Below are 14,851 nucleotides of genomic sequence, written 5' to 3' on the forward strand. Positions count from 1 at the left end.
CTGTCCGGCCCGCACGCCGGCCGCGTCCAGCAGCGCTTCCGCCGGGTACGCGCAGAGCCGGCCGAAACTGCGCTCGTACGCGGCGGCCCGCCCGGTCCAGCGTTCCCGCTCGTGCGCGTCGAAGTCGGTGATGATCATGGCCGGCAGCCTAGTTGCCGCGCGCCGGTCCCCGTGCCCCGACCGGCGTGCGTGCGGGTTCTACCGTCGGGCCATGACGACGATGCTGGTGGTGCTCGGGGCGGTGGCCGCGCTCGTCGCGGCGGCCTACGCAGTCGTGGCCCGACGGGACCGCCGGCGGCTGGCCTCCGCGGAGGACGCCACCGCCGTGCGGGACGCTCAGGTCCGCCAGCAGCGCTACGAGGCGGAGCGGCACGGGTCCCAGGGCGACACCTGGCAGCGTGGCCAGCACGGCCAGTCCTCCTGAACCCGGCCGTTCGGGTGGCGGCCGGTCGGCGAGGCGACCCACCGGCTGACCGTCCTCGTCGGAATACCCGCTGAACGATCCCGGGCGGTGGTGCGTGATCACCTGATGGCATTACCGGCCCGAGGTCGGGGTACTGCTGGGGCAGGATCGAGCCGGGGAGGCAACCGTGGGGGAGAGCGCTGGACGTCGGCAGCCGGGCCTGCTCGCCGGTCTGCTGGTGGCGCTGGTGGTGGCCGCCGGCTGCATGGTCGGCGGGGTGGACCAGGGCGAGCCGCAGCAGCCCCGCCCGCAGCAGACCGGGCAGCCGGCGTCCCCGGGCGCGGACACCACCCGGGCCGACGGGACCACCAGCGTCGCCGAGTTCAAGGAGGACTTCGCCGACGCCGTCACCATCGCCGAGCAGTACTGGACCGCCCAGTTCAAGGCCTCGGGCCAGCGGTTCCAGCCGGTCCGGCGGGTGGTGCCGTACACCCGGGAGGGGGAGGTCTCCTGCGGTGGGCAGCCGATGCCGCGTAACAACGCGGTCTACTGCTCGGCCGGCGACTTCATCGCCTACGACGTCAACTGGTCCGTCGCGGCGTTCCGCCAGGTCGGCGACGCGTTCCTGTTCTACCTGCTCGGCCACGAGTACGCGCACGGCGTCCAGGTACGCCTCGGCATCCGCTACAACTTCACCATCCAGCAGGAACTGCAGGCCGACTGCATGGCCGGGGCGTACATCGGGGACAACGTGCGGTCCGGGGTGCTGAAGCTCGACAACGGTGACCTCGAGGAGTTCCGGGAGGGCCTGCTCGCCGTGGGCGACGACCCGAACCAGCCGTGGTTCGCCGAGGGGTCGCACGGCAGCGCCGAGCAGCGCACCGACTCCTTCTTCCGCGGGTACGAGAAGTCCCTGGACGCCTGCGGACTGAGCTGACCGCGGTCATGCCGCAGGTCACGCCCGCCCGGTACGGCGAGCGGCGGAGCGCGGCCGGCTGAGAGGATCCCCGGGTAGGTCCACACCCGTGAGGAGGCTCCGCTGAGCAGCAACCACCCGGCCGCCGTGCTCTTCGACATGGACGGCACCCTGGTCGACAGCGAGAAGCTGTGGGACGTCGCGCTGCAGGAGCTGGCGGCCGTGTACGGCGGCACCCTCTCCGACACCGCCCGCCGAGCGATGATCGGCACCAGCATGGCGGCGTCGATGCGGATCCTCCACGACGACCTGGGCCAGCCGGAGCGGGACTCGGAGGCCAGCGCCGCGTGGATCAACGCCCGGATACTGGAGCTGTTCCGCACCGGCCTGCGCTGGCGACCGGGGGCGCTGGCGCTGCTGCGGGCGGTCCGCGCGGCGGACATCCCGACCGCGCTGGTCACCTCCAGCGCCCGGCCGCTGGTCGAGGTCGCCCTGGACACCCTCGGCCGGGACAGCTTCGACGCGGTGGTCTGCGGCGACGAGGTGGACGCGGCCAAGCCGCACCCCGAGCCGTACCTGACCGCCGCCCGGCTGCTCGACGTGCCGATCGCCCGCTGCGTGGCGATCGAGGATTCGCCCACCGGGGTGGCCAGCGCGCTGGCCGCCGGGGCGGCGGTGCTGGCCGTACCGGCGGAGGTGCCGATCGCCGAGACCGCCGGCGTACACCAGCTGGAGAGCCTGACCGCGGCGGACCTGGAACTGCTGGCGGCGCTGCTCGGCGAGCCGCCCGCCTGAGCGGCGACGGGGCCCCGCCAGCCGGCGGGGCCCCGTCTCCGTGATCGCGGGATCAGTCGTGGGCGATGGCGCCCAGCACGTTGATCCGCGCGGCCCGCACCGCGGGCAGCACCGCGGCGACCACCCCGATGATCGCGGCTAGCCCGAGGAAGACCCCCATCTGGCCCCAGGGCAGGACCAGGTCGGTGATGCCCTCGTCCTTCAGCGCCTGGACCACCGCGGCGCCGAGGCCGGTGCCGACCACCACGCCGAGCAGCGCCCCGAAGATCGAGATCACCACGGCCTCGACGGTGATCATGCGCATGGTCTGGGCTCGGCGCAGGCCGATCGCCCGCAGCAGACCCAGTTCGCGGGTCCGCTCCAGCACCGACAGGGCGAGCGTGTTGATGATGCCGAGCACCGCGATCACGATGGCCAGCGCGAGCAGGATCTGGATCATCCGCAGCGGGGTGTCCAGCTGGCTGGTCTGCTGCTTGATGAACGCGTCCCGGTCGGCCACCGACACCTCGGGGCTGTCGGCGAGCAGCGTCTCGACCTGCGGCTGCACGTCGGCCACCCGGGCACCGGGGGCCAGCTGCACGAAGCCCTGGATCGGCTGCGGGATGGCGAAGTCGCGGGCCGCCTGCGGCGGCAGCACCACCGGGTTGGTCAGCTGCGAGCTCTGGTAGATGCCGCTGACCGTGTACGTGCGGGCCTCGCCCCGGGACAGCTGCACGGTCACCCGGTCGCCGACCGACACCTTGCGGGACTTCGCGGCGTCCGAACTGAACAGCATCTGATCCGGGCCGAGCCGGCTGATGTCACCGGCGGTGGCCTTGCCGCCGAAGATCCGCTCCAGCGCGGCGACGTTGCTGGACGCCGCCACCCAGGTGCGCGTGCCGTTGACCGTGGCCATGTCGCCGTACTCGCCGTCGACCAGCTGCACGCCCGGGATCGCCGCCGCCTTCTCCAGCACCGTCGGGTCGAAGCTCGGCGGCCGTGGGCCGCTCTGCGCCCCGGCGATCACCAGCTCCGCCTTGATCGTGTCCTCGGCGAGGGCGCTGATGCTGCCCTTGGCCGAGTCAAGGATCACCGTCACGCCGGTGACCAGGGCGATGCCCACCATCAGCGCGGCCGCGGTGATCGCGGTCCGGCGTGGGTTGCGCCCGGAGTTGAGCCGCCCCAACTTGCCCGGCACCGACCAGGCGAACAGCGCGCCGAGCAGGGAGACCACCGGCCGGCTGATCAGCGGGGTCAGCAGCGCCACCCCGATGAACGCGAAGAGCACGCCGCCGAGGATGGTGGCCAGGGTGTTGTCGCCGGCGTGACCGTCGAGTCCGAGGAAGAGCAGCACCGCGCCGATCGCGGTGACGATCGCGCCGGACACCGTGACCCGGGTCAGCGGGCGGTCCGGGGTGGCCACGTCCTGCATCGCCGCGATCGGCGGGATCCGGGACGCCCGCAGCGCCGGCAGCAGCGCCGCCACCACCGTGATCACCAGGCCGACCGCGAACGCGCCGATCACCGCCGCCGGCGGCACGCCGAGCCCGGCCAGGGTGAGCCCGCCGGCCAGCTTCCCGAACAGGTACGCCAGCAGCGCGCCGACGCCGATGCCGGCCGCGAGCCCCAGCACCGAGGCGATCAGGCCGATCACGACGGCCTCCAGCACCACCGAGCCGATGATCTGCCGCCCACTGGCACCGATCGCCCGCATCAGGGCCAGTTCCCGGGTGCGCTGCGCCACGATGATCGAGAACGTGTTGAGGATGAGGAACGTGCCCACCAGCAGCGCCACCGCGGCGAAGCCGAGCAGGACCTTGTTGAAGAAGGAGAGACCTTCCTTGAGGCTGGCCGCCTGGTCGGCCGCGGCCTGCTTGCCGGTCTTCACCTCGTAGCTGCCGCCCAGCTCGCGGGCGACGTCGTCGCGCAGCTTCTCCGGGCTGACGCCGTCGGCGGCCGTCACCGTGATGCTGCTGAACGTGTCCGGCTTACCGAGCATCAGCCGCTGCGCCACCGGGGTGGTGAAGGCGACCTCGTTCACGCCGCCCATCGAGTCGCGGCCGCCGCTGTAGCCGAAGATGCCGACGAGGGTGAACTCCTTCTTCGGCTCCAGGGTCAGCACGCCGACCCGGTCACCGACCTTGACCTTCGCCGCCTCCGCCAGCGCCGCGTTCACCACGATCTCGTCGTCGGCGCGCGGCGCGCGGGTACCCTCGCGGAGCTGGACCAGGTCGCTCTCGCCGAGCCAGTTCTCACCCAGCTGCGGCGGCCCGAACGACGTCACCACCTTGCCGTTGCTGCCGATCAGCCGGGCGCCGTCGGCGTTGACCACGCCCTTCGCGTCCGCCGCGGCCGGCACCTTCTGCTTCACCTGCTCGACCAGGGACGCCGGCACCGGCGTGGCGACCTGCTCGCCCTCGTGCTCACTGACCGCGACCTTCGGCTTCGCCGTCACGGTGACATCGATGTCGGAGAACCCGTCGGCGAAGACCGCGTCGAACGACCGGCCGAGGGTGTCGGTCAGCACGAACGCACCGGAGACGAACATGACGCCCAGCACCACCGCCAGGCCGGACAGCAGGAGGCGCACCTTGCGCGCCAGCAGACTCTTCCACGTCGCGCGGAACATCAGTGCGCCACCTCGGCCGGCGCGTCCAGCTTCTTCATGGTGTCCAGCACCGTGTCGGCGGTCGGCTCGACCAGCTCCGAGACGATCTGGCCGTCGGCGAGGAAGATCACCCGGTCGGCGTACGCGGCGGCGGTCGGGTCGTGGGTGACCATCACGATGGTCTGGCCGTGCTCGCGTACCGAGTTGCGCAGGAAGTTCAGCACCTCGGCGCCGGAGCGCGAGTCCAGGTTGCCGGTCGGTTCGTCGGCGAAGATCACGTCGGGGCGGGCCACCAGCGCCCGCGCGCAGGCGACCCGCTGCTGCTGGCCGCCGGAGAGCTGCGCCGGCCGGTGCCGCAGCCGGTCCCGCAGACCCACCGTGTCGATCACCGTGTCGTACCAGGCCGGGTCGGGCTTGCGGCCGGCGATCGACATCGGCAGCAGGATGTTCTCCTGAGCGGTCAGCGTCGGCAGCAGGTTGAACTGCTGGAAAATGAAGCCGACCTTGTCCCGGCGCAGCCGGGTCAGCCCCGCGTCGCCGAGCCCGGTCACCATCGTGTCGCCGATCGACACCGTGCCCCGGGTGACCGAGTCCAGGCCCGCCAGGCAGTGCATCAGCGTCGACTTACCCGAGCCGGACGGCCCCATGATCGCCGTGAACCGGCCCCGTTCGAACTCGGCGGTCACCCCCCCCAGCGCGACGACCTGCGCCTCGCCGCTGCCGTACACCTTCCACACGTCGCTGGCCCGGGCCGCGGCCTGCACCTGCGGGCCCACCGTCGCGGTCACGTCATCTACCTCTTCCGTCTGCCTGCTCTGTCCGCACCGCCCCCGCTGGTCGGTGCGGCCGTTCCCATCCTCGGCGCTGCGGGCGGCCGTTCCGTCCACCCCCGGACGTATCGGCGCCGGAAATCGCGCTGCGGGTCGGCCCCGATGCCGGCTCAGGGTTGCCCCTGACCCGCCGGCCGGTCCATCGACTTCCCGGCCGCCGGGACACCGTCGCCGCCGACGCTAGAACCTCACGTCGCGTCATGGTCAACCACGCCGGGGTGCCCTTGGTCACGGTAGGTGACGACCGCAACAGCGCCGTCGCCCCCGCGGGGTGAGGTACCGGCCGCGCCACCTCACGGCGGTGCGGAAGGGGGACGCCGACAGCGTGCTCGTGGTGGACGTGGGGGAGCCAGGTACGCCGTGGCGTCGCGCTGGGCGAGCCACCGGACGGAGGGCGCGGCCGGTGACCCCTGGTCACCTCCGAGAGGTCAGCGCCGGGTGGGCGCGCCCGAGGGCGCCGGCCCGGCCCCACCGTCCGGGGATGTGGAGCAGCTCGATGCGGCCAAGGCTCGGGGGCACGGCTGGCCTGGTCACCAGGTGGTTCCCGCGGGGCTCCATGCCGAGCATGGTCCGCAGCAACAACAGGGGGGTGCCCGTGGACCACGCCTGCGGGCTGCACGCCGTGGGGTACAGCACGGGATAGCGGGTCAACTCCCGGTCGTATCCGCCGAAGGCCTCCGGCAGCCGCCCGTGGAAGAACTCGGCGGCGTCGATGATCCCTTCGGCGATGCGGCCCGCCTCGTGGGTGAAGCCGTAGCGGCGCAGTCCCCAGGCGATGAACGAGTTGTCGAACGGCCAGACCGTGCCGACGTGGTAACCGATGGGGTTGTACCGGCCCTCCTCGGTGGCGAGGGTCCGCACGCCCCAGCCGGAGAAGAGGCGGGGGCCGAGGAGATGTTCGGCGATCTTCGCGGCGCGGGACTCGTCGACGATGCCGCTCCACAGCAGGTGTCCGATGTTGGAGGAGAGGGCGTCGACCTGGCGGCCGTCGCCGTCCAGCGCGAGGGCGTAGTACTCGCCGTCGGCGACCCAGAAGTCGCGGTTGAAGCGCTCCTTGAGCTCGGCGGCCTCCCGTTCGAGGCGGTCGGCGTACTGCGGGTCGTTCCAGAACTCGCGGGCCAGCCGGGCGCCGCGGATCTTGGCGTCGTAGGCGTAGCCCTGCAACTCGCAGGTCGCGCGGGGCAGGGCGGGCAGCCGCCCGTCGCGGAAGCAGATCGCGTCCCAGGAATCCTTCCAGCACTGGTTCTCCAGCCCGTTCTTCTCGTTGCGGCGCTGGTACCAGACGTAGCCGTCGCCCATGATGTCGCCGTACTCGTCGATCCAGTGCAGAGCCGCTCTGGCGGACCGCTCGAGGCGCCGCACCGTGGTGGCGTCACCCGTCCACCGCTCGTACTCGTCGAGCAGGATCACCCAGAGCGCGGTGGAGTCGGCGCTGCCGTAGTAGGGCGAGTGGGGTTGCTCCTCGAACCCGATCGTCTCCCCGTACCGCAGTTCGTGGAGGATCTTCCCCGGCTCCTCCTCGCGGAAGTCATCGAGGACGACGCCCTGCAGCAGCGCCAGCAGGCGCACCGTCGTGGCCGCGAGGCTGGGCGCGAAGGGCAGCGCCTGCAGGCTGGTGAGGATGCTGTCCCGACCGAAGATGGCCATGAACCACGGCAGGCCGGCGGCGGGCAGGGCCCGTCCGCCGTCGGTCAACGGCATGAACCGCAGCGCGGCGAGATCGGTCAGGCTGCGCCGGTAGGTCATCGCCAACGTTGCGGAGTCGCAGGTCAGGCGGGGCGACTCCGCCAGCCAGCGGTCCAGGTCCTCCCGCAGCTGCATCCTGGCCCGACCGGGTCTGCCCTGAAGGCTCTCCCGAAGGTCACGTCCGTCCACGCCCAGGGCTTTCACCTGCATTTCGGTGGCCCACTGGCCGTGCGGTTCGATCCGGACGTCGTACGTCATTCCCCGCTCGTCGACCTGGGCCGTCGCGGTGGAGGAGATCAGGGTCTCCCGGCAAAACATCCCCCGCTGGTATCCCAGACGCAGGCACCCGTCTTCGATCCGGGTGTAGTACCTGCCCGTCTTGTTGCGCACGTCCTTGATCTCGAAAAGGTCGGCGAAGTCGCTTTCGATGTCGATCCGGATCCGCAGGTCGACCGGCTCGGGTTCGTGGTTGATCACCGTCAGCCGTTCGGCGAAGTTTCCGCCGATTGTGCGTTCGCGAAGGGCCGAAACGCTGATGTCGACGAGCGGAGTCGGGACGGTCGGGATGACGAAGAAGCGGGTCTCGAAGTATTCGATCTCCTCGATGCTGAGCGCGTTGACGCGTTCGCCGTTGATGGACAGGATCCATTTCGACAGGAATCGGGTGTCGAACGAGAAGAGACCGGTCGGAATGGCGGGAGACGCGTCGATGTCGCCGGTCTCCTCGCTGACCACGAAGGTGTTGCCGTCCAGCAGTCGGACGAGTCCGTCGCTCATGCCGGTCGTCTCCGCTCCTGGGCGAAGTCCCGAGGATGGTGCGCGCCGGGCGGCCCGGGCATCAACCGCTGGAAGAGACGGGCCAGCCGCGCGTCACCTTCCAGCCGGAGCTCGTTACGCGCCCACGTGGCGTATATGTGCGACCTGCCGGTGACGATCCGGTCGAAGGCGGCTCGGCTGCTCCTCACGACACAGTCGGCCGGGCCCTCCTCCCGCGAGACACGGACGTCGCCGCGGTCGATCACCAGAAGCCACCGCTCGACCTCGTGGTCGTGTTCGAGGTCGAAGCGTATGGTGCCGGTGGCCTCCTCGAGGTGGCGTTCATGCCCGCGACGGCCGATCGCCTCGAAGAAGTCCGCCGTGGGATCGGACATGAGCCTCCCTGTCGCCAGGTCCCGAGCCGCTGGATGAGCCGCGAACTCACCATGACCGGGAGCGAGGCGACGCCGCATCACCCGGATCGGGTGAACTTCGTGCGCCTTCCGCGGTCGCCCGCAGATCTCATCCCTTTCGGGTGAGGTCACGGCACCGCGATCCGGGTCATGCTGCCTTGTGATCGGCGGATTCCTGCGGGGGTGGGTGCCATGTCGGAGACAACCCGGAAGTTCTTCGACGCGCTCGAACGCCACGGCCACGAACGTGTGCTGAAGAAGACGAACGGCACCATACGGTTCGACCTCGAGCACGACCACGAGGTCGACCACTGGTTCGTGGAGATCTGCGGGGGTGCTGTCCGGGTGTCGCAACGGAACAGCGACGCCGACGCCGTCATTCGTGCCGACAGTGCCTTCTTCGACCGCATGGTCCGTGGCGAAGCCAAACCGCTTCCGGCGTGGCTGAGGAACGAGATAACGAGCGAAGGGCAATTCCGGTTCATCGTCCTGCTGGAGCGGCTATTCGCACCTCCGCCCGGCGCGCGACATCCGCGGGCCCTGGCCCGTGACCCTGGGGGGCGCAGATGAAGACGGACCTCATCAGGATCCTCGACGGCAACATCTTCGTGTTGAGCGACGGCAGTGGCGACATGGAGGCGAAGCCGTCCGTCCCGTGCGGGTTCTTCTCGTTCGACACCCGGTTCCTGTCGGTGTGGCGGCTGACCGTCAACGGTGAACGGATGAGCGCGCTGGCCAGGGACGACCCGTCGTATTTCGAGGTGCGTTTCTTCCTGGTGCCGGGCGCCCCCACCCACTACGTCGACGCCAAGGTGTCGGTCATCCGGGAGCGGTCGGTGGCCGGTAGTTTCGAGGAGCAGTTGACGGTGTTCAACCACTCCGGGGAACCTGCCGACCTGATCGTCCGGCTGGACGCGGACTCTGACTTCTTTCCGCTGATCGTGGTCGGACAGCCGCATACGCCACGGGGCCGGCTGTACAAGCGCGTCGAGAACGGGCGCCTGCATTTCGGCTACGAGCGGGACACGTTCCGGCGCGAGACGGTCATCTCCACGACCGAGCCCGCGCAGGTGGACGAACGCGGGCTGACGTACCACATCCGGATCGGGCCCCACGGACGGTGGACCACGACGCTGCACGTCCGAGGCCTGGTGCTGCGCCCGGACGGTCAGGATGTGCGGGAGCATGTCTATCCGGGCCGCCACCGGCGCAACAGGTCCCGGCTTCAAGGGGACCTCCAGCAGTGGCTCGGTAAGGCTCCGCAGCTGACGTGCGACTGGGAGCCACTGGAGCGGACGTACCGACGCTGCATGGTCGATCTTGCCGCGCTGCGGTTTTCGCCGCTGACGCTACCGGCCGAGGCGATGCCCGCGGCGGGTCTGCCGTGGAACGCGACGCTCACCGGCCGTGACTCCATCTTCACCAGCCTGCAGGCGTTGCCGTTCGCGTCGGACCTCGCCGTCGCCACCCTGCGGATGCTCGGCATCGACCAGGGCGCCGTGCTCGACGACTTCCGGGACGAGGAGCCGGGCAAGATCCTGAGGGAGTTCCGCTACGGGGAACTGGTCGCGTTCGAGGAACGCCCACAGTGTCCGTACTACGGTGCCGCCGACACCACCCCGCTCTACGTGATCCTGCTCGACGAGTACGAGCGATGGACCGGGAACGCCGCCGTGGTGCGGGAGTTCGAGGACGAGGCGCGGGCGGCCCTGCACTGGATCGACGAGTACGGCGACATCATGGGCGACGGCTACGTCTGGTACCAGCGCCGCAACGAGAAGACAGGGTTGGAGAACCAGTGCTGGAAGGAGTCCGGCCACGCGATCTCCTTCCGGGACGGCAGCCTGCCCGGCCTGCCCCGCGCGACCTGCGAGTTGCAGGGCTACGCCTACGACGCCAAGATCCGCGGCGCCCGGCTGGCCCGGCAGTTCTGGAACGACCCCGCGTACGCCGACCGGCTGGAACGGGAGGCGGCCGAGCTCAAGCAGCGTTTCAACCGCGACTTCTGGGTGGCCGACGGCGAGTACTACGCGCTCGCCCTCGACGGTGACGGCCGCCAGGTCGACGCCCTCTCCTCCAACATCGGGCACCTGCTGTGGAGCGGGATCGTGGAGGAATCCCGCGCCGCGAAGATCGCCGAACACCTGCTCGGTCCCCGACTCTTCTGCGGCTGGGGGGTACGCAGCCTGGCCGAGGGGGAGGGGCGCTACAACCCGCTCGGGTACCACGTCGGCACCGTCTTCCCGTTCGACAACGCGTTCATCGCCTGGGGCCTGCGTCGCTACGGCTTCACCCACGAAGCGGGACACATCGCCGAGAAGATCATCGATGCCGCCGATTTTTTCCAGGGCAGGCTGCCGGAGGCCTTCGGCGGCTACGACCGCAAGGTGGTCACGGGGCCCGTCCCGTACCCGGCAGCGAACAGCCCGCAGGCCTCGGCCACCGGAGCGCCCCTTCTGTTGGTGCGCACTCTGCTCGGCCTCGAGCCCTACGGGGACGATTTGGTGGTCGAGCCGGCGCTGCCCGAGCGCTTCGGCCGCGTCGAACTGCTCGACATCCCGGGGCGCTGGGGCCGCGTCGACGCCATGGGAAGCGTGGATCAGCGAACACAGCAGACGGCCGGCCGATGAGCCCGGCGACGTGGGCCGCCCCGCCCTGGTGACCTGCCGGGGCGAAGGGTCACCGTCGCGGGCGTACCAGGCCTGTCTCGTAGGCCAGCACCACCGCCTGCACCCGGTCGCGCAGCCCCAGCTTGGTCAGCACGTGCCCGACGTGCGTCTTGATGGTGGTCTCGCTGACCGATAACGCCCGGGCGATCTCCGCGTTGGACAACCCGCGCGCCATCTGCACGAGCACCTCCCGTTCCCGCTCGGTCAGCACGCTGAGCACCTTCGGCGGGCTGGCCGCCGGGTCGGGCAGCACGTCGGCGAACCGGTCCAGCAACCGCTTGAGGATCCGCGGGGCCACCACGGCCTCCCCGGCGGCGACCGTGCGGATGGCGGTGACCAGGTCCTCGGCCGGTACGTCCTTGGCCAGGAAGCCACTGGCCCCGGCCCGCAGCGCGCCGACCACGTACTCGTCGAGGTCGAAGGTGGTCAGGATCAGCACCCGTACCGGCAGCCGGGCGTCGACGATGGCCCGGGTCGCCGCGACCCCGTCCATCCTCGGCATCCGGATGTCCATCAGCACCACGTCCGGCAGCAGCCGGCGGGACAGCTCCACCGCCTCCAGGCCGTCCCCGGCCTCGCCGACGATGTCCAGGTCGTCCTCGGTGCCGAGCACCATCCGGAAGCCGGTCCGCAGCAGCGGCTGATCGTCGGCCAGCAGGATCCGTACCGGCCGTGGCCGCGCCGCGCTGTCCGTCATCGTCTCCCCGTCGTCGTACCGTCGATCGGTCACGCCGGCACCGCGCGGGCGGACTCGACCGGGATCCTCGCGTACACCCGGAAGCCGCCGCCGGGCCGCGGACCGGTCCGCAGGATCCCACCGTAGAGGGCCACCCGCTCCCGCATGCCGACCAGTCCGTGCCCGATCCGGTCCGGCCGCGGGCCCGGGCCGCGGCCGGTGTCGGTGACCTCCACCGCCAGGAAGGCGTCGGTGAAGGTCAATCGCACCACCGCGGTCGCGGCGCCGGCGTGCTTGAGCGCGTTGGTCAACGCCTCCTGCACGATCCGGTAGACGGTCAGCGCCACGCCCTGCTCCATCGGCCCGGGCGTCCCGTCGACCCGCAGCGTCACCGGCAGGCCCGCCTCCCGGACCTGCTCGACCAGCGCCTCTATGCCGGTCAGCCCCGGCTGCGGGGCGAGCTCGGCGGCCGGCTCGGCATCAGTGCGCAGCACGTCCAGCAGTCGGCGCAGCTCCCGCAGGGTGGCCCGGCTGGTCTCCTCGATGGTGGCGATCGCCTCGTCGGCGGCGTCCGGGTCGCGGCGCAGCACCCGCCGCGCGCCGGTGGCCAGCACCCCCATCACGCTGACGTGGTGGGCGACCACGTCGTGCAGCTCGCGGGCGATGCGGCGCCGCTCGTCGGCGACCGCCTGCTCGGCCAGGGAGCGCTGGGTGGCCTCGGCGATCCGGGCCCGTTCGCGCAGCATCTGTGTCGACTGTCGCCGCGCATGCACGGCCCGCCCCACCGCGTACGCCACCGACGCGGTGAGCAGGTTGTTGAGCACCAGGTAGCCGGGGCCCATGTCGAGCACGCCCCGCAGCGGCGCCACCATGTTCACCAGCAGCACCGGCACCCAGAGCAGCAGCGCGGCCAGCGCAGACGGACGCAGCGGCCGGTGCGCGGCCATCGTGTAGGTGAGCACCACGAAGGCGAGACCCTGCGTCGCCGGGGCCTGCCGGAGCAGCGCCGGCACGGCCAGGGTGGCCACCGCGACGCCGACCGCCGGCCAGGGTGCGACCCGACGCAGGGCCACCGGTACGGCGCAGAGCACGCTCCAGCCCAGCGCGCCCGGGAACTGCCCGGGCCGCAGCTCCCGGGGGGTGAGCAGAAGGAACACGACCTCCAGCAGCACCAGGGCGGACGCGAAGAGCGCGTCGGTGGCCAGCGGACGTCGCGGGGCCCACGCCCTCAGCCGCTCGATCATGGGAAAACCGTAGCCGCCGTCCCGCCCGACCCCTCGTCACCGACGCCGAACCTGGCCTCCTCCCCGGGAAGGAGACTCACTCGTCCGCGCCCGGCGCGACCGGGCCGGACCGGGCGTCCCGCAGCGGATCGCCCGCACCGCTCACCGGGAACGGCGGCGGGGTGCCGCCGAAGCTCGGGCAGAGCGCCTGGTGGCTGCACCAGTCGCAGAGCCGGCTGGGCCGGGGACGGAAATCCTGCCGCTCGGTGGCCTGCTCGATCGCCTGCCAGAGCGCGACCACCGTGCGCTCGAAACGGACCAGCTCCTCGGCGTCCGGGGTGTAGTCGCAGACCTCGGCGTCCTTCAGGTAGAGCAGCCGCAGCACCCGCGGCACCACGCCTCGGGTCCGCCACAGCACCAGCGCGTAGAACTTCAGCTGGAACAGCGCCCGCGCCTCGAACGCCTCCCGCGGCGCCCCGCCGGTCTTGTAGTCGACCACCCGCAGCGCCCCGTCGGGAGCGACGTCGAGCCGGTCCAGGTAGCCCCGGATCAGCAGCTCCTCGTCGACCACCGCGGAGATCAACGCCTCCCGCTCGGCGGGCTCCAACCGGCGTGGGTCCTCCACCGCGAAGTAGCCCTTGAGCAGCGCCGTGGCCGACCGGAGGAACTCGGCGGTGCCGGCGGCGTCACCGTCGGCGAAGAGGCCGGCCAGCTCCGGCTGCTCGGTGACCAGCCGGTCCCACTGCGGGGCCACCAGGTCGCCCGCGGACTGCGGGGTGCGGGCCCCCGCCGGCAGGTCGAACAGCCGCTCCAGCACGGCGTGCACCAGGGTGCCCCGGGCCTGCTCCACGGTCGGGCGCTCGGGCAGCCGGTCGATGCTGCGGAACCGGTAGAGCAGTGGGCAGGTCTTGAAATCCGCCGCCCGCGACGGCGACAGCGACGCCCGAACCGTGGGCGGCACCACCGCGGTGGCGAGGATGTCCTGCGCGTCGATCACCGGTTCCGCCGTCATGTCCGGAAGGTTAGGACACCGGTGTGACAGGCCGGCCGTCGCCGCACCGGTGCATGATCCGCGACGCGTAGCATCGGCCCGGTGGAGCAGACGCCCCGACCACCACGTCGGCCCGGACGCCGTCCCGGCCTGACCGTCGGCCGGGTGTTCGGGGTACCGCTGCACGTCGACGCCTCGATGCTCCTGCTCACCGTGCTGGTGACCGTGGTGTACGCGGAGTTCGCCCGCCGTCAGCTCGCGGTCGGCCACCTCGGCGGGTGGCTGATCGGCGCCGGTTTCGTCGTGTCGCTGCTTGGCTCGGTGCTGCTGCACGAGCTGGGCCACGCCCTGACCGCCCGCCGTTACGGCATCGGTGTGCGCGGGATCACCCTGGAACTGCTCGGCGGGTACACCGAGATGGACCGGGACGCGCCCAGCCCGCGGGTCGACCTGCTGGTCTCCCTCGCCGGCCCGGCGGTGTCGGCGGTGCTCGGCGCGGTCGCCGTGGCGGCCACCCTCGCGCTCCCCGACGGCACGCTGGTCGACCAGCTCGCCTTCCAGCTCGCGGTGAGCAACGTGATCGTGGCGATCTTCAACAGCCTGCCGGGGCTCCCGCTCGACGGCGGGCGGGCGCTGCGGGCCGCCGTCTGGGCGGTCACCGGGGACCGGCACCGGGGCACCGAGGTGGCCGGCTGGGTGGGCCGGGCGGTCGCCGTCGGCACCGTGGCCCTGGTCGTCCTGCTCACCCTGCGGCGGGCGCTCGTGCCGCTGGCGCTGCCGCTGATGCTGCTGGTCGCGCTCACCCTCTGGCGGGGCGCCGGGCAGTCCATCCGGATGGCCCGGATCAGCCGCCGGCTCCCGCTGATCGACCTGGCCCGGTTGGCCCGTCCGGTGCTGCCCGTGCCC

13 protein-coding genes are annotated in these 14,851 nt (G+C 71.6%); 6 read left to right on the top strand and 7 right to left on the bottom strand.

Annotated elements, in window-relative coordinates; genetic code table 11:
* The first annotated feature begins 211 nt into the window (after window positions 1-211).
* The 3 genes from DKL51_RS14060 to DKL51_RS14070 all read left to right on the top strand — a co-directional run bounded on the left by DKL51_RS14060 (window position 212) and on the right by DKL51_RS14070 (window position 2,114).
* Complete coding sequence (locus tag DKL51_RS14060; protein WP_109965037.1) at window positions 212-424, top strand: hypothetical protein; 213 nt, start codon at window positions 212-214, stop codon at window positions 422-424.
* Window positions 425-560: 136 nt separating this feature from the next.
* Complete coding sequence (locus DKL51_RS14065) at window positions 561-1,340, top strand: neutral zinc metallopeptidase (protein WP_311768046.1); 780 nt, start codon at window positions 561-563, stop codon at window positions 1,338-1,340.
* 126 nt (window positions 1,341-1,466) lie between these two features.
* Window positions 1,467-2,114, top strand: coding sequence for an HAD family hydrolase (locus tag DKL51_RS14070; RefSeq protein WP_124812133.1), 648 nt, complete (start codon window positions 1,467-1,469; stop codon window positions 2,112-2,114).
* A gap of 52 nt (window positions 2,115-2,166) precedes the next feature.
* Here the strand turns inward: DKL51_RS14070 and DKL51_RS14075 are convergent, their stop codons facing one another.
* From DKL51_RS14075 to DKL51_RS14090, 4 genes are all read right to left on the bottom strand, one after another.
* Window positions 2,167-4,722: an ABC transporter permease gene (locus DKL51_RS14075; RefSeq protein ID WP_109946621.1), complete on the bottom strand. Its 2,556-nt coding sequence runs from the start codon at window positions 4,720-4,722 to the stop codon at window positions 2,167-2,169.
* On the bottom strand, window positions 4,722-5,489 hold the full coding sequence (locus DKL51_RS14080; RefSeq protein WP_109946620.1) for an ABC transporter ATP-binding protein: 768 nt from the start codon (window positions 5,487-5,489) through the stop codon (window positions 4,722-4,724). Before DKL51_RS14080 ends, DKL51_RS14075 begins: the two co-directional genes overlap by 1 nt.
* Before the next feature lie 456 nt (window positions 5,490-5,945).
* The gene (locus DKL51_RS14085) at window positions 5,946-7,994 is read right to left on the bottom strand and encodes an amylo-alpha-1,6-glucosidase (RefSeq protein WP_109946619.1); all 2,049 of its coding nucleotides are present in this window, start codon (window positions 7,992-7,994) and stop codon (window positions 5,946-5,948) included.
* Window positions 7,991-8,368 (bottom strand): SCP2 sterol-binding domain-containing protein, encoded by a 378-nt coding sequence (locus DKL51_RS14090; protein WP_165823213.1) that lies wholly within the window; start codon window positions 8,366-8,368, stop codon window positions 7,991-7,993. Before DKL51_RS14090 ends, DKL51_RS14085 begins: the two co-directional genes overlap by 4 nt.
* Before the next feature lie 210 nt (window positions 8,369-8,578).
* On the opposite strand from DKL51_RS14090, the gene DKL51_RS14095 reads away from it, so the two are divergent.
* Together DKL51_RS14095 and DKL51_RS14100 are read left to right on the top strand one after the other, a co-directional pair.
* The gene (locus tag DKL51_RS14095; RefSeq protein ID WP_165823212.1) at window positions 8,579-8,956 is read left to right on the top strand and encodes an SCP2 sterol-binding domain-containing protein; all 378 of its coding nucleotides are present in this window, start codon (window positions 8,579-8,581) and stop codon (window positions 8,954-8,956) included.
* A complete protein-coding gene (locus DKL51_RS14100) occupies window positions 8,953-11,016 on the top strand; it encodes an amylo-alpha-1,6-glucosidase (RefSeq protein ID WP_109965039.1) in 2,064 nt (687 codons plus the stop codon). Before DKL51_RS14095 ends, DKL51_RS14100 begins: the two co-directional genes overlap by 4 nt.
* 49 nt (window positions 11,017-11,065) lie before the next feature.
* Here the strand turns inward: DKL51_RS14100 and DKL51_RS14105 are convergent, their stop codons facing one another.
* The 3 genes from DKL51_RS14105 to DKL51_RS14115 form a co-directional block, all read right to left on the bottom strand.
* Window positions 11,066-11,752, bottom strand: a complete 687-nt coding sequence (locus tag DKL51_RS14105; protein WP_109946634.1) for a response regulator — start codon at window positions 11,750-11,752, stop codon at window positions 11,066-11,068.
* Window positions 11,753-11,781: 29 nt separating this feature from the next.
* Entirely contained in the window at window positions 11,782-12,975 is a 1,194-nt protein-coding gene (locus tag DKL51_RS14110; protein ID WP_109946615.1) for a sensor histidine kinase, read from the bottom strand.
* Between the two features lie 76 nt (window positions 12,976-13,051).
* Window positions 13,052-13,966 carry a RecB family exonuclease gene (locus DKL51_RS14115; RefSeq protein ID WP_109943076.1) on the bottom strand — a complete coding sequence of 305 codons (915 nt, stop codon included), beginning with the start codon at window positions 13,964-13,966 and terminating at the stop codon, window positions 13,052-13,054.
* Window positions 13,967-14,047: 81 nt separating this feature from the next.
* Between DKL51_RS14115 and DKL51_RS14120 the strand changes: the two genes are divergently transcribed.
* Window positions 14,048-14,851 (top strand): M50 family metallopeptidase (locus tag DKL51_RS14120; RefSeq protein ID WP_185734796.1); only part of this gene is annotated, 804 nt, incomplete at its 3' end.

The sequence above is a fragment of the Micromonospora globispora genome, from assembly GCF_003857015.1.
Lineage (GTDB): Bacteria > Actinomycetota > Actinomycetes > Mycobacteriales > Micromonosporaceae > Micromonospora > Micromonospora globispora.

Coding starts and splice junctions, on each gene's coding strand:
- DKL51_RS14105 (WP_109946634.1), bottom strand. CDS start 11,752: ATGACGGACAGCGCGGCGCGGCCACGGCCGGTACGGATCCTGCTGGCC.
- DKL51_RS14110 (WP_109946615.1), bottom strand. CDS start 12,975: ATGATCGAGCGGCTGAGGGCGTGGGCCCCGCGACGTCCGCTGGCCACC.
- DKL51_RS14060 (WP_109965037.1), top strand. CDS start 212: ATGACGACGATGCTGGTGGTGCTCGGGGCGGTGGCCGCGCTCGTCGCG.
- DKL51_RS14100 (WP_109965039.1), top strand. CDS start 8,953: ATGAAGACGGACCTCATCAGGATCCTCGACGGCAACATCTTCGTGTTG.
- DKL51_RS14075 (WP_109946621.1), bottom strand. CDS start 4,722: ATGTTCCGCGCGACGTGGAAGAGTCTGCTGGCGCGCAAGGTGCGCCTC.
- DKL51_RS14115 (WP_109943076.1), bottom strand. CDS start 13,966: ATGACGGCGGAACCGGTGATCGACGCGCAGGACATCCTCGCCACCGCG.
- DKL51_RS14085 (WP_109946619.1), bottom strand. CDS start 7,994: ATGAGCGACGGACTCGTCCGACTGCTGGACGGCAACACCTTCGTGGTC.
- DKL51_RS14095 (WP_165823212.1), top strand. CDS start 8,579: ATGTCGGAGACAACCCGGAAGTTCTTCGACGCGCTCGAACGCCACGGC.
- DKL51_RS14090 (WP_165823213.1), bottom strand. CDS start 8,368: ATGTCCGATCCCACGGCGGACTTCTTCGAGGCGATCGGCCGTCGCGGG.